Consider the following 22,768-nt stretch of genomic DNA (forward strand, 5'->3'; position numbering starts at 1 on the left):
CATTTACCTCTGAGCCTGAATACGTTTTAATATTGACCTGTGATATCGGAAGAGCTGTTTTTTAATATTAGTAATCGATGATTGAAGAAATTGTTTGTACGAAAGGTATGTTTACAATATCTCTCAGTGTCCTGTGCCCGGTACCCCGGAATAAGCAGAATTGCATGTTACTGTCCATTTTTAATTATTTACTAACCGTCTAAAATTCACAACGGTAAACCTGCTGAAAGCGTACCTGTCATGTGTTTCATGACGTATTCCCTTTTCAGTGGTTTTGATCATAATAATGATGATCAATATGCCAGACTTTGATGCACAATCCATATTTATGTCAAACTATTTTTAAAAATTAACGGAAACTAAGCATACACCGCTTACTTTTTATCACATGTAAACATATTTACGTATGCCACGCGCAGACGGAATGGTAACCTGAAACAGGCTGCCAGCAGCATATTTCCAATGAATGTCAATAGCATAACAGGCCGGCGCCCGCAAACGGTCCTGCAGCATTCATGATTCATCAGCACCTGTATATTCCCGGACAATTAACCGATTGCCCGGCACGGACTTGTCATGTCTGTATTGATATAACGTGAACGGATATATGAAAAAAACAGGTGTATAAATTCCATCAACGCCTTTCAGGCGCTATTTCTCTATTGGTATAAACTATGTAAAGACGAGTATATGAAAAGATCAACGTTCCCTCAGACTTTGACGGCTATGCTGACAGCACAGAAGGATAACCGGCAGCATGGCGTTACTTTTATCTCCGGTGCTGCAAAAGAAGAGTTTTTGTCTTACCGGCAACTATATACAGATGCATTAGCCATACTGGCCTATCTGCAGCACAATGGCGTGCAGCCCGGTAATGAGGTGATACTTCAGGTAGATGACAATAAAACATTTGTGCAGTTTTTCTGGGGCTGCATCATGGGAGGCTTCATACCGGTGCCGGTAGCAGTAACCTACCAGGGTGAAAACGCACAGAAGCTGTTCAGAATATGGCAGTTGCTGGATCATCCCTATTTGCTGACCAGTAAAACCGTGGCCGCCAAATTAAAGACAACCGGTACTGCCTTTGAAGAACGTACCTTATTTACAGAGGACGCATTGCAGGACGCTGAAACCCTTCAGGGGAAGGTGTTTGAAGCTGCTGCGGATGATATTGCCTTCCTGCAGTTTTCTTCCGGATCTACAGGCAATCCCAAAGGAGTGGTATTGCAGCATAGTAATGTGCTGGCTAATATCATTGCCGGACTGGCGACTCATGATACCGTCAGCGAAGACCGCCGCCTGAGCTGGATGCCGCTCACGCATGATCTCGGCCTGATATTCTTTCACCTGTATCCGGTAGCTGCAGGGGCCAGCCACTTCCTGATGCCCACGGACCTGTTTATCAGAAATCCGATGCTGTGGATGCAGAAAATTTCAGCGCATCGTGCTACTATTACAGGTTCTCCCAACTTCGGCTATAAATATTATCTCAACCAGTTTTCAGATGAGAAAGCTGCAGACCTGGATCTGTCCTCCCTGCAGGTAATCATCAACGGAGCAGAGCCTATCTCCGGTACGCTATGCCGCCGTTTTATGGAAACACTGGCGCCCTATCACCTGCCGCCCACTGCTATGCGCCCGGCATACGGACTGGCAGAAAGCACGCTGCTGGTGACGTTTTCACCGCCGGATAAGCCTGTAGAAAGCCTGTTTGTACATCGTGACGCACTGACAACCGGTCGTTACGTAACCGCTCCCGGTATGCTGAGCGGCGAACAGGGCACGGCCTTTATGGAACTGGTGAATACCGGCGTAGTGGTAAACGGATCAAAAGTGAGGATTACTGACGAAAAGGGGAAGCAGCTGAAAGAAGGCGGCGTAGGCGTTATCCGCGTGAAGGGCGGCAGCGTTACCCGCCGTTATTATAACAATGAGGCCGCCAGCAAGGCTGTCATCAGTGAAGACGGGTGGCTGAATACCGGCGATACCGGTTTCCTGCTGCATGGTTCCCTCTATATCGCGGGCCGTGTGAAGGATATCATCATCGTAAACGGGATGAATGTTTATCCGCATGATATTGAACAAACCATTGAAACACTGGATGAAGTAGATACCGGTAAAGTAGTGGCCTGTGGCGTACCTGATGAAGAAGAGTCCTCGGAAGCCATTGTCGTGTTTGTATTATTCAAGTTGTCTGCCGACAAATTTGCGCCGCTGGCACGTACCATTAAGCGCCTGATAGCGGCACAGCTGGGGCTGGAAGTGAAGCATGTACTGCCGGTGCGGAAGATTGAAAAAACTACCAGCGGAAAAGTGAAACGATACCTTTTCTCTGAACAATACCGCAACGGTGCATTTAATGAGGCTATCAGCGCGCTTGCGGCGGCAGAAGCAGCTATCCTGCGTGATGCAGAACCGGTATCTTCCGCACAGCCGCAGCTGCCGGTACGTACGCAGACTGAAGTCCGCCGCTGGCTGGAACACTGGCTGCTGGAACATCTGCAGCTGACACCGGCGGAACTCGGCGGCGATAAAACATTTACCTCTTATGGCCTTACTTCCATGCAGGCGGTACAGCTGGCCAATGCGCTGGAAACCTTCCTGGGAGTAACGGTAGATAATACCATTATCTACAATTATCCTACAGTGAACAGCCTGGTGGCGCATGTTGGCGGTGCGGCGCCGGCACAGCAAGTACCGATACAACGTGTAACCGGTAACGTTAGTGAGAAGATTGCCATTGTTGGTATGGGCTGCCGTTTTCCCGGAAATGTAAATTCTCCGGAGGCCTTCTGGAAGCTGTTGCTCTCCGGCCGTAATACCGTTACCACGGTGCCTGCTGACCGTTGGGAAGTGAACGGTTGGTATGACGGAGCAACCGGCACCAAAGGGAAAATGTATACAAAGGAAGGTAGTTTCATTCAGGATGCGGACAAATTTGACCCGCTGTTCTTTGGCATTTCTCCCAGAGAAGCTATTGCCATGGACCCGCAGCAGCGCCTGCTGCTGGAAGTGTGCCAGGAAGCGCTGGAACATGCCGGTATACGTCCTGCTGACCTGCGGGGCAGCAATAGCGGCGTGTTTATCGGTATGGGAGCAGACGACTACCGGGAGCTGATTGCAGCGCGGCAGGACGCCTCCTATTTTGAAGACGTGTTTACCGGGCTGGGAACAGAAAGAAGTGTAGCTGCAGGAAGAATTGCCTACCTCTTCGATTTCCACGGGCCGGTAGTACAGCTGGATACCGCTTGTTCTTCCTCCCTCGTAACCATACACCAGGCCTGCCAGAGTTTATTGTATGATAATTGCTCACTGGCACTTGCAGGAGGCGTGAACCTGTTATTATCTCCTGAGGCTACTGTTAAGCTCTGCCAGATGCAGGCCCTTTCTCCCACAGGTTCCTGCAAAACTTTTGACGATAACGCTGACGGCTATGTGAGGGGAGAAGGAGCCGGTATCGTTGTTTTAAAACGCCTGAGCGATGCGCTGGCTGACGGCGATCGTGTGCTGGCGGTTATCAGTGCGGCAGTCATTAATCATGACGGGCTAAGCAATGGCATTTCCGCACCCAACGGAGTGGCGCAGCAGCAGTTGATTCATAAAGCGCTGCATCAGGCGGGTATTTCCGCTGCTGAGGTGCAGTATATAGAAACACATGGGACCGGTACGCGCCTCGGCGACCCGGTGGAAGTACAGGCGCTGAATGCCGTTTACGGCCGTTCGCGCAGTAAGGAACAGCCATTGCTGCTGGGGGCAGTGAAAAGTAATATCGGACACCTGGAAGCAGCGGCAGGTATCGCCGGGCTGATGAAGACCGTGTTATGTCTGCAACACAGGCAAATACCCGCCAATATTCATTTTCAGACACCTAACCGCTTCATCCCCTGGGATGATATGCCCGTACAGGTGGTGAACAGATTAACGCCCTGGCAGCCTGCCAGTGGCATCAGGAGAGGAGCTGTCAGCGCATTCGGACTCAGTGGTACCAATGCGCATGTCATCCTGGAAGAAGCGCCGGCTGTGCAGGCAGTACGCAAAGCTGAACCTCCGGCACTTCCGTTGCTGCTGTCTGCCAGGAGCCAGCCTGCCCTGAATGAACTGGCGTTACGTACTGCCGGGCTGCTGAAAACACCAGGTGTTAACCTGGGTGATATTGCCTACACCAGTGCCACCGGAAGAGATCATTATCAATATCGTATAGCCGTTGAAGTTAATAATCCGGAAGAAGCGGCCACCTGGCTGGAGGATTATGCCGCAGGTAAAGTCCGCAAAAATATTTTATCCGGAGATGCTGCCGTTGCACCTGCCGCGCCGGCATGGCTGTTTACGGGGCAAGGATCCCAGTACTATGGCATGGGCCGCGAATTATATGCGCATAATGGTGTTTTCCGCCGGGTGATCGATCATTGTGATGCCTGGCTGAAGACGAAGTGGGATATTTCGCTGGTAACGCTGTTGTACGATATGGATGCTGCTGCAGCGAATGTCTTGCTGCGCGAAACGCGGTATACACAACCGGCGTTGTTTGCCATTGGCTGCGCGCTGGCGGAAGTATGGAAGTCATGGGGCCTGCAACCGGCCATGGTAGCCGGCCACAGCGTAGGCGAATATGCCGCGGCTTATGTAGCCGGCGTATTCAGTCTGGATGATGGTCTGCAGCTGATTACTGCGCGCGCTGCCTATATGCATGCCGTGACGGAACCCGGCGGCATGGCGATGGTGTTTGCGCCGGAGCAGGAAGTGAGAACAGCTATTGCTTCCTATGGCGATGCATTGTCGGTCGCCGCTGTGAACGGTCCGGCGCTGACGGTCATCTCCGGCAGGAAAGCCGCGCTGGCAGAAGTACTAACCACACTGAAACAACAGGGTGCCGGCAGCCGGGAGCTGGCGGTATCGCATGCATTTCATTCTCCGCTGATGCAGTCCGCCGCCGCTGCCTTTGAAAAGGTGGCAGCAGGAATACAGCTGCATATGCCTGCTGTTCCGCTGGTATCCAATGTTACCGGCGATATTGCCGGAAGTGAAATCGCTTCGGCCGCCTACTGGCGCCGTCATATACTGGCGCCTGTGCTGTTTTCAAAAAGCATCATCACCATTAAAGATGCCGGTGTGAACAGTCTGCTTGAACTGGGGGCACAATCCAGTCTGCTGGCGATGGCGCAGCTCACCCTTTCCTATGATGACGGCGCACTGCTGCCATCCATGCGGGAGGGACAGTCTTCCTGGAGCACGATGATCCAGGCGCTGGCAGCATTGCATGTCAAAGGACTGCCGGTGAACTGGCCATCATTTTATAACGCTGACAGCTATACGAAAGTTATGCTTCCTTCCTATCCGTTCCAGCGCCGCCGCTACTGGATAGAAGAAAAGCAGCAGCCGGCGGGAGTGCAGCAGATATTACAGGTGGTGCAGCCCCCCATCGTGGCGGAGACAGTAAAGCCGGTGGTAACTGCAACGGTTACACGCGCAGCTGTTACGGCTAATATCGTGGCATTGCTGAGCAGGCTGCTGAAGACATCTCCCGAAGAAATTAATATACATACGCCGTTCCTTTCTCAGGGTGCAGATTCCCTGATACTGGCCAGTGTGGTGAGGAAAATAGAAAGCGAATATGGCCTGCAGTTTACTATGCGCCTGTTGTTTGAAAAACTGACTACCGTAGCGCTGATGGCTGATTATATAGCAGAACATACTACCGTTGCCGTTAGTGAGGCAGCCGTTACTGCACCGGTTGAAAAGGAAACGCCTGTTGTTGCTGCGGAAGCCTGCGCCGTACAGGCTGTTCAGCAATATACGCCGGAACCAGCTCCTGTCGCGGCGACGCAGCAGGTGATGGCATCTCCTGCCGCATTGTCTGTACAACAGACACAACTGAACCTGATAACACAGCAGTTCCAGTTACTGACACAGCAGCTGCAGCTGGTGAGCGATCAGCTACAGGCCGGCGCTGTTATTCATACTGCACCAGTGGCTGCTTCTGCACCGCCACCGGCCGCAAAACCGCCGCGGGCAGCAACCGCCGGCAAACGCCCGTCTATCTTCCCGAAAGTGGATACCTCGCGTAGCAGTCAGCCGCTTACTCCGCAGCAGCAGGCTTACCTGGATGCGTTCATTGCCAGGTATACCAGCAGGACAAAAACATCCAAAGCTGTTACACGGCAATACCGGCCTGTAATGGCCGATATACGGGCTTCGGCAGGCTTCCGCTTCCTGACGAAAGAGCTGGTGTATCCTATTGTGGCAGCATCTTCCAGGGACGGACGGATCACGGACGTTGACGGTAATGAGTACATTGACCTGACGATGGGCTTTGGGGTAAACCTGTTGGGGCATCGTCCGGAAGTAGTGATGCAGGCAGTATCTGCGCAGCTGGAGAAAGGCTGTCAGCTTGGCCCACAGACGCAGCTCGCCGGCGAAGTTGCCACTAAAATTACAGCGCTCACCGGGATGGACCGGGTGAGCTTCCATAACTCCGGCACAGAAGCCGTAATGGCGGCTATGCGCATAGCGCGCACCCTCAGCGGAAAACCTAAAATTGCCATCTTCCAGGGCTCATACCATGGCTATTTTGACGGTACGCTCGCACTCGCGGAAGATATAGATACAGATCACAGCGGCGTGCCGGTAGCGCCGGGCATTCTGCCTAACATGGTGGCAGATGTGCTGGTGTTCGATTATCATCATCCGGATGTAGTGGAACAGATACGTGCACATGCGCATGAACTGGCGGCAGTACTGGTAGAACCTGTACAGAGCCGCCGTCCGGACTATCAGCCGAAAGCCCTGTTACAGGCGCTGCGTGCCATGACAACCGAAGAACAGATCATCCTGATATTTGATGAGATGATTACCGGCTTCCGTATTCATCCGGGAGGAGTACAGGCTCATTTCGGTATTGCGGCAGATATGGTTACCTACGGTAAGATTATTGGCGGCGGCTTTCCGATAGGAGTTGTAGCAGGCCGCGAATGGTGCATGCGCGCAGTTGACGGCGGACAGTGGGAATACGGAGATGATTCCTACCCGCAGGCGGAAACAACTTTCCTCGCCGGCACTTTCTGTAAACATCCGGTGAGCATGGCTGCTGCACTGGCGGTACTTACAGAACTGGAACACCGCGGACCTTCGCTGCAGCAACAGCTTTCAGCGAGGGCGGATAAATTTGTACAAACAGTTTCCGCACTGTTTAAAACACACCAGGTGCCTGTACAGGTACAGCATTTCGGCTCCCTCATTTATTTTACTGTTACCGGTAACATGGATCTTTTCTTCTATCACCTGATAGAAAAAGGGGTCTATATCTGGGAAGGAAGAAGTTGTTTTATTGCTACGGCGCATACAGCAGAAGATTTAAAATTTGTAGAAGAAGCATTTGCAGCCACCATTGCAGATCTGCAATCCGGTGGATTTCTGCCGGGGGGTGAGAGTAGCCCGTCCGGCCGCAAACCTGCGACAGCAACGGAGACTGGGAAGGAATCCGCATTGACGATCGGGCATGAGCCTATGCCGGCGCATATTCCTTTATCATACAGCCAGGAACGTTTGTGGTTCATAGATCAGCTGGAAGGCAGCGTCCAGTATGCTGTTCCGCTGATACTGCGTCTGAAGGGGCCATTGAACCGGGAGGCGCTGGCTGCGTCACTGCATGCTATTGTAGAAAGACATGAAGTATTGCGCACCGTTATAGATCAGGAAGACGGACAACCATTCCAGCGCGTATTGTCTGCCTTGCTATGGGATATGGAAGTAGTCTCGGATACAGCGCTGCAGCATGATCCGGCTGCCTTGTATGATTATATCGCGGCACAGGTGTATGCGCCGTTTGATCTTGCGAAAGACAGTATGCTGCGCGCACAGTTGATCTGTTTATCTGAGGAAGAACATGTGCTGGCGCTGACAGCGCATCACATCGTATTTGATGACTGGTCGGCCCGCGTATTGATTGAAGAACTGACTATCTGCTATCATGCCTTTGCCGGCAACCGCCTGCCTGCATTACCGCCGCTGGCTATTCAGTATAAGGACTATGCCGTGTGGCAGCGGAATTACCTGCAAGGATCCCTGCTGGAAGAAAAGCTCGCCTACTGGAAAAAGCAGTTGGAGCACTTTACGCCTCTGCTGTTACCTACTGATTTTGAAAGACCGGTGGTGAGAAGTACGCGGGGGGCAGTAGCAGAGGTGATCCTGGATAAGGGTATAACAGAGAAAGTAATGCAGCTGGCCCGCCGTCATGGAGTAACCTTGTTTGCTACGCTGCTGTCCGCATTCAAAGTATTGTTATCCCGTTACAGCGGGCTGGAAGATATAAGCGTAGCGGCAGCGCTTTCCGGCCGTACCCGTCCTGAAACAGAGCCGCTGCTCGGCTTTTTTGCCAACACGTTGGTGCTGAGAACAGATCTCAGCGGTCAGCCTACCTTTGAAACGTTACTGAAGCGGGTGACCGGCACCGTGCTGGATGCACATGAATACCAGGAAGTGCCGCTGAATAAAATCATGGAGGCAGTGGTGCCTGAAAGAAGCACCGGCGATAATCCTTTGCTGCATGTGATCTTTACGCTGCAGCAGGTACCGGAGTTGCTGGATATGAAACTTGGAGAGGCGAAGGTGACCGTAGAACCTGTGGCACGCCCTACCAGCATGGCTGATATGACGTGGAAAATGGAAGAACGTGCCGATGGCCTTTCCATTGAAGCGGAATACGCTACCGACCTGTTTACTGCAGCTACCATACAACGTATGTTACAGCATTATGCTGCCCTGCTGCAACAGGTAACAACAAATGCTGCCGTTCAGATCAGCGCCCTGTCACTGCTGCACGCGGCGGAACAGGAAGAACAGCTGGTTTCGTTTAATGATACCCGTTATGCCTATCCGGCGGATAAATCAATGGTAACGCTGTTTGCAGAACAGGCAACCGCTACTCCTGATGCAGCGGCTGTTTCTTTCGGAGAAGAAAAGCTGACCTACCGCAGCCTGCATGAAAAATCCGCTCAGGTGGCGCAGTACCTCATTGCCGCCGGCGTACAGCCGGGAGAGCATGTAGGCTTACTATCGCTGCGCGGGCCTGATATGATCATTGCCCTCTGGGGTATCCTGAAAAGCGGCGCTGCCTATGTGCCTTTCCATACAGGGTTTCCGGCAGACCGTATTGAAATAATGATGGAAGATGCCGGCATCTCCCGTATTCTTTTTACAGATAAGCAACTGTTTGACAGCATCGGGCTGCCGGAAGGAGCAGGAGTGTCACTGGACGGCGCCTGGCAGTATCCGGCAACGGACCCCGGCATCGTTATCAGCGCTGATGCCTGTGCGAACGTTATGTATACCTCCGGTACTACCGGCCGGCCTAAAGGCATTGCTGTCAGTCACCGCAATATTGTGAACATGGTATATGAGCCGGGAACCATTACCATACAGCAGGATGATAAAGTACTGCAATGGTCCAATTACGCATTTGACGGATCTACCTGGGATATTTTCAGCAGCCTCCTTCGCGGGGCGCAGCTGTGCATGATACCGGAGAGCGCCGCTTCCGATGCACTGGAACTGGCTGAAATCATGCATACACAGCAGGTGTCCGTCTGCTTAATGACTACCTCGCTTTTCAATACGTTTGTAGACAGCGATGTTCATGCGCTGCGCGGCTTACGTAAAATATTATTCGGCGGGGAGAAAGCATCGCCGGCCCACGTGGAAAGGGCATTTGCCGTAGTGGGGGCTGGTAAGCTGGTGAATCTGTACGGCCCGACCGAAACCACTGTATATGCTACCAGCTATGCCATTGATGCGGTTAAACCAGGAGATACCACCGTGCCGATTGGGCGCCCGGTGGCGAATACCCGCACACTGATACTGGACCGTTATGGTAATATCGTGCCTATGGGGATAGACGGAGAGCTGTATATCGGCGGGGATGGTGTAGCTATAGGTTACCTGAATAATAAAGCGCTGAACGAAGAAAAATTTGTGCACCTGAAAGCTGCTGCCGGCCGCTGGTACCGCACCGGCGACCTTTGTCACCGGCAACCGGACGGTAATATAGTATACACCGGCAGGGTAGATGACCAGGTGAAAATCCGCGGATACAGGATAGAGCCTGCTGAAATAGAAAGGGTGATGAATCAGCTGGAAGACATAACCGCCAGTACCGTTATGGTGAAGCAGCGGGCTACCGGTGACAAGCTGCTGGTGGGTTATTATACCCCTGCTACCGCTGTTATCCGCTCCTATGAACGGGAAGGGCTGTACGAAGAAGAGCTGCTGCAACAGATCAGTGAATCGCTGGAGAAGCCGTTGCGGCAAATCCTGCAGGCGAAACTGCCCGACTATATGGTGCCGTCGGTACTGATAGCATTAAGGCATATGCCATTAACCGGTAATGGAAAAACAGACCGGCAGCAGCTGGGCAGAAGAGATGATATCAACGGGCGGCAGACCGGCTACGTAGCGCCGGTAACGCATACAGAGCAGCAGCTGGCGGCTATCTGGCAACGCCTGCTGGGGATGCCGCAAATAGGAACGCGGCACAGCTTCTTTGCGCTCGGTGGCCATTCCCTGCTGGCAACACGCGTAGTATCCGCCGTAAGAAAGGAACTGGGTGTTGAATTATCTGTCCGCGATCTCTTTAATCATGTGACCATAGAAGCACTTGCTGCCTGGCTGGAACAGCAGCAGCATACCTCCCTGCTGCCACCGGTAACTGCCGGTGAACGCCCTGCGCATATGCCATTATCGTATAGCCAGGAACGTTTGTGGTTTATTGACCAGCTGGAAGGAAGCGTGCAGTATCATATGTCTGCCGCCTTTCAGTTACGCGGTGCATTAAACCCGGCAGCGCTGGAATATGCCCTGAGAAATGCAGTGAACCGGCATGAAGTACTGAGAACTGTCATCGTGCAGGAAGACGGAGCCGCTTACCAGCAGGTGCTGGACAAAGACCAGTGGCAGCTGCAGCATGTGGATGGCGCTGCTTTCCATGATAGTGATACCGCATTACGTACATGTATACACGATCTGACACATATTCCTTTCGATCTTTCTAAAGATCACATGCTGCGTGCCTACCTGATAACGCAGGCATCTGAAGAAAATATACTCTTACTGAGTATACACCATATTGCAGCAGACGGCTGGTCATTATCTGTGCTGATGAATGAACTGGCAGAGTTGTACAGCGCCTTTACGGCCAACCGCACGCCTGTACTGGAAGCAGTGCCGGTGCAATATGCAGATTTCGCCATCTGGCAACGGAAACATATTGCCGGAGAAGTACTGGAAAGTAAAATAGCTTACTGGAAACAACAGCTGAAAGCGTTGCCGGTACTGAAATTACCAACGGATTTTGAACGCCCTTCCGTGAGCAGTACCAACGGAGCCATGCAGGTATTCTATATAGAAGAAGGGCTTACACGCCGCTTGCAGCAGCTTTCCAGGGAGCAGGACAGCACATTGTACATGACGTTGCTGGCAGTGTTTAAAGTGTTGCTGTATAAGTATACCGGTGAGGAAGATATTGCAGTAGGCAGTGGCATCGCCGGCAGGCAGCAGTCAGAGATAGAATCACTGATAGGATTTTTTGTCAACACACTGGTTATCCGCAATAACATCGGCCAGAACCCCGTATTCACCGACTTCCTGCAGCAGGTGCGTAAAAACACGCTGGATGCCTACGAACATCAGGATGTGCCTTTTGAAAAGGTAGTAGAAGCGGTGGCCGGCGAACGCGACAGGAACCGTAATCCGTTATTCCAGGTGATGTTTGCGGTACAGAATATGTCCGCCATTCCTGAGCTGAAACTGGATAGTATTGCGCTGACACAGTACCAGCTGGAACGTACCACCAGTATGTTCGATATTTTCCTGTCCGTCAGTGAAAAGAATGACCTCATTGAGATAGAAGCAGAATACTGCACGGATATCTTCACGGAGGCGACTATACGAAAAATGATGCAGCATTACCTGACGCTGCTGGAAGCCGTAGTGCAGCAGCCTATGGCTACCGTGAACAGCCTGGATATGATCAGCAGGGAAGAAACCGTACAACTGCTGGCCTTCAATAATGCTGCGATAGCATATCCGGCAGATAAACCGGTGGTAGCGCTTTTTGAGGCACAGGTAGCAGCTACACCGGAAGCCACGGCTGTTTCTTTCGGAGAAGAGAAGCTGACCTACCGCAGCCTGCATGAAAAATCAGACCAGGTGGCACAATACCTCATTGCTGCCGGCGTACAGCCGGGAGAACATGTAGGCTTACTATCGTTGCGCGGGCCTGATATGATCATTGCCCTTTGGGGTATCCTGAAAAGCGGTGCTGCCTATGTGCCCATTCATACAGGGTTCCCGGCCGATCGTGTGCAGCTGATGATGGAAGATGCCGGCATGACCCGCATACTTTATACGGATAAAAAAGTGTATGACAATATCGGATTACCGGAAGCAGCAGGGCTGCCGTTGCATGATGCATGGCATTATCCGGCTACGGGCACTGGCATCAGTATGAGTCCGGAGGCGATCGTCAATATCATGTATACTTCCGGCACTACCGGCCGTCCTAAAGGCATTGCGGTAAATCACCGGAATATTGTGAAGCTGGTATATGAACCGGGCGCTATTGCCGTTCAACCTGCAGATAAAGTTCTGCAATGGTCCAATTATGCATTCGACGGATCTACCTGGGATATTTTCAGCAGCCTCCTGCGCGGGGCACAGCTGTGCCTGATTCCGGAAAGTGCTGCTTCAGATGCGCTGGAACTGGCCGGTATCATACATGCACAGCAGGTAACTACCTGCTTTATGACGACCGCTTTATTCAACACGTTTGTGGACAGTGATATAGATGCCCTGCGCTGCCTGCGTAAAGTATTGTTTGGCGGGGAAAAGGTGTCGCTGACGCACGTGGAAAAAGCACTGGCCGTATTAGGTGCAGGTAAACTGGTACATGTATACGGGCCGACAGAAACAACTGTTTATGCCACAAGCTATGAGGTGGACAGTATTAAGCCCGGAGACACCACGGTGCCGATTGGCCGTCCGCTGGCCAATACCCGCGCACTGATACTGGACCGGTACGGTAATATTGTGCCGGTGGGTGTTGACGGCGAGCTGTATATTGGCGGTGATGGCGTAACAGCCGGGTACCTGCATAATGAAACGCTGAACGAAGAAAAATTTGTAGCGCTGAAAACAGCTGCCGGCCGCTGGTACCGTACCGGCGATCTTTGCCGCTGGCAGCAGGATGGTAATATCATCTATACCGGCAGAACAGATGATCAGGTAAAAATCCGCGGATACAGACTAGAGCCTGCTGAAATAGAAAGGACGATGAACCAGCTGGAACAGATCACCGCGGGCGCCGTTATTGTGAAACAAAGAGCATCCGGAGAAAAACTGCTGGTAGCCTATTACATACCTGATGCCGCTGTTATCCGCTCTTACGAACGGGAAGGGCTGCACGAAGATGAACTGTTGCAGCTGGTCACAGAATCGCTGGAACAGCCGTTGCGGCTGGCCTTACAGGCTAAGCTGCCGGATTATATGGTGCCATCGGTACTGATAGCGCTCAGACAGCTGCCGCTGACCAGTAACGGAAAAACTGACAGAAAACAGCTGGGCAGAAGAGATGACATTAACGGACGGCAGACCGGTTATGTAGCGCCGGTAACGCATACTGAGCAGCAGCTGGCAGCTATCTGGCAACGCCTGCTGGGTATAACGCAGGTGGGAACACAGCACAGCTTCTTTGAACTGGGCGGCCATTCCCTGCTGGCAACACGCGTAGTATCTGCCGTGAGAAAGGAACTGGGTATGGAACTGTCTGTCCGCGATCTCTTTAACCATGTAACCATTGCCCGGCTTGCCGCCTGGCTGGAGCAGCAACAGCAGACATTACTGCTGCCGCTGGTAACAGCCGGTGAACGGCCTGCGCATACGCCATTGTCGTATAGCCAGGAACGTTTGTGGTTTATTGACCAGCTGGAAGGAAGCGTGCAGTATCATATGTCTGCCGCCTTTCACCTGCGTGGTATATTGAATCCGGCAGCGCTGGAATATGCCCTGAGAAATGTAGTGAACCGCCATGAAGTACTGAGAACCGTAATGATACAGGAAGGTGGAACCGCTTACCAGCAGGTGCTGGACAAAGACCAGTGGCAGCTGCGGTATGTAGACGGTACTGCTTTTCATGGTAATGACGCCGCCTTACGTACATGTATACACGATCTGACACATATTCCTTTTGATCTTTCTACAGATCATATGCTCCGCGCTTATCTGATAACGCAGGCATCTGAAGAAAATATACTGGTACTGTATTTACACCATATTGCTTCAGACGGATGGTCATTATCCGTGCTGATGAATGAGCTGGCGGAGTTATACAGTGCCTTTACTGCCAACCGCGCGCCTGTACTGGAAACGTTGCCGGTACAATATGCAGATTTTGCCCTCTGGCAACGGAAACATATTGCCGGAGAAGTGCTGGAACGCAAAACGGCTTACTGGAAACAACAGCTGGAAGGTTTGCCGGCATTGAAATTACCGACAGATTTTGAACGCCCTTCGGTAAACAGTACCAACGGAGCTATGCAGGTATTCCATATAGAAGAAGGACTGACACAGCGCCTGCAGCAACTTTCCAGGGAACATGACAGCACGTTGTATATGACGCTGCTGGCAGTGTTTAAAGTGTTGCTGTATAAATATACCGGTCAGGAAGATATTGCTGTAGGTAGCGGTATTGCCGGCAGACTGCAATCAGAGATTGAATCACTGATAGGATTTTTTGTCAACACACTGGTTATCCGCAATAACATCGGCCAGAATCCCGTGTTCACCGACTTCCTGCAGCAGGTGCGTAAAAATACGCTGGATGCCTACGAACACCAGGAAGTACCTTTTGAAAAGGTAGTGGAAACAATGGTCGGCGAACGTGATACGAGCCGCAATCCGTTATTCCAGGTGATGTTTGCGGTACAGAATATGCCTGACATTCCTCAGCTGAAGCTGGGTGGCGTTACGCTGACACAGTACCAGCTGGAACATACTACCAGCATGTTCGACATTTTCCTGTCTGTCAGCGAAAAAAATAACCGGATTGAGATAGAAGCAGAATACTGCACGGATATCTTCACGGAAGCGACTATACGAAAAATGATGCGGCATTACGTGGCGCTGCTGGAAGCCGTGGTGCAGCAGCCTGTGGCTACTGTGAACAGCCTGGGTATGATCAGCAGGGAAGAAACGGCGCAGCTGCTGGCATTCAATGATACGGCCATTGCATATCCTGCGGATAAAACAATTACAGCATTGTTTACCTCGCAGGCAGTGTTGACACCGGATGCCGCTGCGCTGAAGTTCGATGCAACAATACTGACTTACGCGCAACTGGATACCGCATCTACGCAGCTGGCGCATTATCTGCTGCTGCAGGGCGTAACTGCTGGTTCGCTGGTACCGCTCTGTATTGGCCGGTCACCGGAACTGATGATCAGCATCCTTGCGATCCTGAAAGCCGGCGCGGCCTACGTACCGGTTGATCCATCCTATCCTGCCGACCGTATAGCGTTTATGCTGCAGGATACTGCAGGCGCTCTGGTAATTACTACGACTGAACATACGGCCTTGCTGCATACAGCATTGCCGGGTGTGCCGCTGCTACAGGCGGATATGCCGGAAGTGTGGAGCGGCCAGCCGCTGACGCAGCTTACCGGTGCGGCCGGTGCAGATGCGGTAGCATATGTTATTTATACTTCCGGTTCTACTGGTAAGCCCAAAGGCGTGATGGTCAGCCACCGTAATGTGGTCAGCCTGGTGAAGGGCGGTGACTTCGTATCGCTGTCTTCCGCAGATGTGATCCTGTCTACCGGCTCGCCTTCCTTTGATGCTACCACCTTTGAATACTGGGGCGCATTGCTGAACGGCGGTACGCTGGTGCTCTGTGAAGAGAAGCGTTTGCTGGATAATATGTTGCTGAAGCAGGAAATACGCCGGCACCAGGTCACTAAAATGTGGTTTACCGCCAGCTGGTTCAATCAGCTGGTAGATGATGATATTGATATCTTTGAAGGGCTGACGGCAGTACTGGCGGGCGGTGAGAAGCTGTCCGACAACCACGTGGCACGATTCCTCGCCGCGCATCCGGGTATTACCATGATTAACGGTTACGGCCCTACGGAAAATACTACTTTCTCACTCACGCATACGATAGCAGCCGTAGAAACCGGTAAGAGCATTCCGGTAGGAAGACCATTGCGGAACCGCCAGGCCTATGTGCTGGATCAGCAGCTGCAGCTTACGCCGGCAGGTGTGCCCGGTGAATTATATACCGGCGGAGCGGGCGTATCGCTGGGATACCTCAACCAGCCGGCACTGACAGCGGAACGTTTTATCGACAATCCATTCCTGCCGGGTACTAAATTATACCGTACCGGCGACAAGGCCAGGTGGCTGGATGATGGTACCGTAGCATATCTCGGCAGAACGGATGACCAGGTGAAAATCCGTGGTTACCGTATCGAACCGGGTGAAATAGAACGTACCATCAATGAACTGAACGGCGTTACCACCAGCTGTGTGGTTGTGAAAGAACCTGTCTCCGGTGATAAAAGACTGGCAGGATATTATATCCCTGATCCGGCACAGGTGCTGCTGCAGGAACAGCAGCTGTACCGCCTGCACGTGGAAAACTGGAAAGAGTTGTATGAAATGGCATTCACCAAACCGGCAGATTATACGCCGGAGGATCCTGAATTTGATATTACCGGCTGGAACGACAGCTTCACCGGTGGCGCTATTCCGGCGGATCAGATGCGGTCCTGGCTGCAGGATATTTCTTCCCTGATACTGTCACTGAAGCCGCAGCATGTACTGGAAATCGGCTGTGGAACAGGGCTGATCTATTACCAGCTGGCTGCGCATATAAGCCGGTATATCGGTACAGACTTCTCTCCGGTATCAACCGGACAGTTACAGGCGCATATCAGCAGGCAACTGCGGTCTTATCCGGATACTACGCTGCAAGTCTGCGCTGCGCATGAGATCAGCATAGATGATGCGGAAAGTATAGACCTCGTGGTACTCAACTCGGTAGTACAGTATTTTCCCGGAGCACAGTACATGACAGAGGTGATAGCAAAAGCGATCCGTATGCTCAAAGGTAATGGTCATATCGTGATCGGGGATGTGCGCGATCTGCGCCTGCTGCCGGCTTTCAAACGCAGGCTGCAGTTGGATAAAATGCAGGACCGCACCGTGATGAAAGACTTTGCCTGGTTCTCCGATCAGGAAGTGCTGAAAGAAGAAGAACTGTGTTTTTCACCGGCGTATTTCTACCGGCTGCAAACACTGTTCCCTGAAATTACCCATGTAGAGATACAATGGAAACAGGCCGATTACAGTAATGAATTATCATTATATCGTTACACCGTTGTGCTGTATGTTGGTATAGCAAAAGAAACAGCAGCAGTACAGTGGCTGCCGTACCAGGAAGCAACGGAGCAGCTGCGGCTGCAGACGCCGGTGATTGCCCTGAAAGATATGCCCAATCCCAGGTTATGGAAAGAACAGCAGCTGGCACAGGCGCTGCACGATAAATCTGTTATACATGTGCGGGATCTGCAGGATCGTATCACCGCTCCTGACAGCAGTTATACAGCGCTGCAGGCATTGCTGGAATCTGCTGTGGCAGCAGGCTACAGTGCGCGCTATCTCCTGCATGACGATCCGCTGAAAATGAATGTGCTGCTGGAACGTATACCGGTAAATGGTTTTGTAAAGTTGCCGGCAGTATGGAATACCACTGGTACCACCCATACTAATATTCCATTGTTCCCGGATATCTGCGCCGCCATTGAAAAGGATATGTACGCGCAGCTGGAAGACAGACTGCCCGACTACATGATACCATCAGAATTTACGGCGTTGCAGTATTTCCCGCTGACGAACAACGGTAAGACAGACCGGAAGTTTTTAGCTGACTGGGAAGATGTCAGACAGCAGGACAGGACTAACTATCATGCACCAACGACGCCGCAGGAAATTATTGTGGCGGAAATCTGGCAGCGGCTGCTGGGTGTGGAGCGTATCGGTACAGAAGACAATTTCTTTGAACTCGGCGGTCACTCGCTGCTGGCTACCCGTGTGGTATCTGCCATCCGTAAGAAACTGGAAGTGGAACTGACGGTAAGAGACTTCTTTGTATATCCCACCATCTCTACGTTGGTAGCCTATTTGCAGGGATTGCAGGAAGGCGTGGTATTACCTGCTGTTACCGCTGCTGTACGGCCGGCGCGCATACCGTTATCGTTTGGTCAGGAACGCCTCTGGTTTATTGACCGCCTGCAGGGTAGCGTACACTATCATATGCAGGTGACGCTGCGCTTACGCGGCGAACTGGATAAGGCTGCACTGGAAGCCGCTTTGCAGATGATTATACACCGGCATGAAGCGCTACGTACTGTTATCCGGGTGAACGAAGCTACCGGAGAGGGTTATCAGCACATACTGGATATCGGTGCATGGCACCTGCAATACGTGCATAATCAGGCGTTCAGCCATAATGAGAAAGTATTGCGGACAACCATCAATACGCTGATGGCGCAGCCATTCGACCTGTCAGCAGATTACATGCTGCGGGCACATCTGGTACCGGTACATGCCACAGAACATATACTGCTGGCTACCATTCACCATATATCTTCTGATGGCTGGTCGCTCGCTAATTTCATCAGGGAGCTGGTAACGCTGTATCATGATTATACCACACATCAGCCTCTCCGCTTGATGCCATTGCCATTGCAATATGCTGACTATGCGATCTGGCAGCGTACCTATCTCTCCGGAGAAGTGCAGCGCCGTCAGCTGGCCTACTGGAAAACACAGTTGCAGGGCGCTCCGCAACTCCTGTTGCCGGCAGATTATGAAAGGCCGGTGGTGCAAAGTACCAATGGCGCTGCCACCGTCTTCAATGTGGATGCTGCCCTGGCGGCACAGCTGCAGCAATTCTCCCGTCAGCAGGGCGTTACCTTGTTTATGACGCTGCTGGCTGCATTTAAGGTGTTGCTGTACCGTTACAGCGGTCAGGAAGATATTTCCGTAGGCAGCGGAGTAGCGGGGCGCACGCAGGAAGAGACGGAAGATATGATCGGGTTCTTTGTGAATACACTGGTGATGAGAAGCCAGCTGCACCAGGACCAGACCTTCACTGACTTTCTGCAGCAGGTGAAAACCACTACCTTGAACGCCTATGCGAACCAGGATGCGCCGTTTGAAAGCGTGGTGGAAGCTGTGGCGGACAAACGCGATATCAGTATGAACCCGTTGTTCCAGGTGGTTTTCCTGTTACAGAACGCGCCTAAAACACCGATGCTGAAACTCGGTGATATTACACTGGAAGAAACATCTTTCGGTCATACTACCAGCCTGTTTGATATGAGCTTCTTTGTCACAGAACATGAAGATGGCTTACGGCTGGATGTGGAATATTGCACAGACCTGTTTAAAGAAACCACTATTCAGCGGCTGCTGAACTGCTACTATCACCTGCTGCAGGCGGTAGTACAAACACCGCAGGAGAAAATTACCGGACTGCGTATGATGGATGAAGCATCACAGCAGCAGCTGCTGACAGATTTCGGCGCCATCCATCGTGATTACAGCGCTTACGCAGATAAAACCGTTATCGATCAGTTTACGGCACAGGTAGCAGCTTATCCGCAGGCTACAGCGCTGATTTATGGAGAAGTGCAGCTGACCTATCAGCAGCTGGACGAGCAGAGTGGCCGCCTGGCGGACTATCTGGCCGCTGCCGGCATAACTGCAGAGATGCTGGTGCCGGTATGTCTGGAACGTTCTCCGGAGATGATTATTGCCATATTGGGTATCCTGAAGGCTGGCGGTGCTTACGTGCCGGTAGATATGGAGTATCCTGCAGAAAGGATGGCATATATTTTTGATGATACCGCCGCAAAATTAATCATCAGCAGCGCAGATAGCCTGAAACTCCTGCCGCTGCAGGAAATGCACAAGGTAGTAGATATTCATGAAGCCCTGAAAGCAGGGGCTGCTCCGCGGAAACATGTCTTATCCGCACAGCAGCTGGCCTATCTGATCTATACCTCCGGTTCTACCGGAACACCTAAGGGGGTAATGATTGCGCATGAAAGTGTAGTGAACCTGACGCTGGCCATGAAAGAAGCGTTAAGGCTGGAGCCGGGTATGAAAACCCTGCAGTTTGCCTCTATCGGTTTTGATGCTGCCTGCTATGAAATTTTCAATACCCTGCTCAGTGGCGGCTGCCTGGTGCTGGCTGATAAAGAACAGCTGCTTTCCGGCGCTACGCTGGAGGCACTGATCAACAGGCATGGCATATCTGTGGCAGTGTTGCCACCGTCTTACCTGCAGGCAATGAAAGATACGCTGGGCAGCCTGACAACCATCGTTTCTGCGGGCGAAGCACTGAACAGCAGTCTGGCAGCCCATATTCAATCCAGGGGTATCCGGCTTATTAACGCTTACGGGCCTACGGAGAGCACTGTTTGTGCGAGCCTGACCGATACGCCGCTGTTACCGGATAATTCGGTATCCATCGGGCGGCCGGTGGCCAACGTGCCCCTGTATGTGCTAGGGCCGGGCAACAGCCTGTGTCCCGTGGGAGCTGTCGGTGAATTATGCATCGGTGGTATACAGGTAGCCCGCGGTTACCTGAACCGTATAACGTTAACGGATGAACGATTTATTAAGGATCCTTTCTCTGCCAACGGCCGCCTGTATAAAACCGGTGACCTGGTACGCTGGCTGCCGGATGGCAACCTGATATACCTGGGCAGGAGAGATGAACAGGTGAAGATCAGAGGCCACCGTATAGAATTAGGCGAAATAGAAAATGTGATAAGCAATCTGCAGCTGGTGAATGGCAGCTGCGTGGTCATGAAAAAACAAGAGTATAATAACAGGCTGATTTGTTACTATGTGCCTGATGAGGCCGGAGCAGACATGCGCCAGCAGCTGCGCACAGCGCTGCAGCAACAGTTGCCGGACTATATGGTGCCGGCAGACTTTATCGCGCTGGCGGAATTACCACTGACCAGCAGCGGTAAAGCTGACCGTAAACTGCTCAGCGCAAGAGTAGAAGAGGTGAGCCTGAAAGATATCACTTTCCAGGCGCCATCAACTGTAACGGAACGCCACCTGGCCGCCATCTGGCAGGAACTGTTAGGAGTATCACAGGTAAGCGTCAACGATAATTTCTTTGAGCTGGGCGGCGATTCTATCATCATTATCCAGGTGGTAAACAGAGCCAAGCACTATGGCTATATATTGCAGCCACGTGAGTTATTCATGCACCAGACAATTGCGGAACTGGCCGCATTGCTGCAGCACAGCCAGGCGCAGCAAATCAACGGAGAGCAGGGATACCTCAGCGGCAGCAGCGGCCTGCTGCCGGTACAGCAATGGTACCTGGAAGATGAAAGCAACGTTTCGGATCACTTCATTCAGAGCGTACCTTTTGAATTGCATAAAGCTATCAGCCAGGAGATGCTGACTACCGCCATTGAACATATTGTATCCTTCCACGACAGCCTTCGGTTTGCCTATAGTCAGGAAAACGGGCAGTGGCGGCAGTGGTACGGAGATGATAAAGGAACAGTAGTAGTAGTAGACCTGCGTAACACACCGGCAGATGATCTGCATGCAGCCATCACCGCCTGGGAAAATAAATACAGGCATAGCCTGGATATGCGCGCGGGTAAACTGCTATGCGCTGTATTATTCCTGACCCCGGCCTCTGTGCGCGCCAACAGGCTGCTCATCGTCATTCACCACCTCGGTGTGGATGTAGTGTCCTGGCGTATTCTCCTGGAAGATCTGGGACATATCTTCCAGCATCTGCAGGATGGTAAAAGTATTCCGCTGACAGCAAAAAGCAGTTCTTACAGGGAATGGTATAATGCATTGAACCGTTACGCGAAGAGCGACAGGCTGCTGGCGCAGCGCCCTTACTGGCTGAATATGGCCGCGCAGTACCTGCCGCTGAAAACGGACAAGTCATACGATGGCCTGGTACGTATCAGCGAAATGACGGCACACCGTGTCATCCTTGATGCCGGTTACACCCGTCAGCTGCTGCTGGAAGTATCGCCGGCCTACCGCACTGATGTAAAAGACCTTTTACTGACGGCCTTCGCGCTGACAATGACAGAATGGACAGGTAATACGGCTGTGGCAGTAGGATTCGAGAAGCATGGCCGGGAAGATATTGATGCCACCATCGATACCAGCCATACTACCGGATGGTTTACCACACTTTCTCCCGTATTGCTGGAAACTGCCGCTACCAGAGAGCCTGGCGCACTGCTGCAGCAAATCCGCGAACAGATGAAAGCCGTACCGGATAAGGGACTGGGATTCGGGGTGCTTAAATATATGACTAAAGAACCTGGTCTGCAGGGCAAAGATCCCTGGGATGTGATCTTCAATTATCACGGACAGATAGATAATGTCAGCAACCAGAAATGGATTTCTCTGACAGATACACAGGGAGAACTGCGGATGATCGGAGAATATACCATGCGTTTCAGAATTTTTGTGGACAGCGTAGTGACTGATAATGAACTGGTGATTGATTGGCTGTACAGCACGCTGCATTACGATGCTGCTACCATGAAGACGCTGGGTGCAGCTTATATCAGGTATCTGCAATCGCTGATATCCCATTGTATGACACGGGTCCGCGAGGAACAACTATCTGCCGTTTAAAATACGGATGGCTGTA

Annotated in this window: 1 protein-coding gene; it reads left to right on the plus strand. The window is 51.9% G+C overall.

Features of this window, described 5'->3' with window-relative positions; genetic code table 11:
• Positions 1–690 precede the first annotated feature (690 nt).
• Entirely contained in the window at positions 691–22,752 is a 22,062-nt protein-coding gene (locus GWG06_RS28235; RefSeq protein WP_160717760.1) for a non-ribosomal peptide synthetase/type I polyketide synthase, read from the plus strand.
• Positions 22,753–22,768: the final 16 nt, after the last annotated feature.

It is taken from the genome of Chitinophaga solisilvae (genome assembly GCF_009928525.1).
Taxonomy (GTDB): Bacteria; Bacteroidota; Bacteroidia; order Chitinophagales; family Chitinophagaceae; genus Chitinophaga; species Chitinophaga solisilvae.

Excerpts from the sequence above, each read along its gene's own strand:
- GWG06_RS28235 (WP_160717760.1), top strand. The coding sequence starts at position 691 with ATGAAAAGATCAACGTTCCCTCAGACTTTGACGGCTATGCTGACAGCA.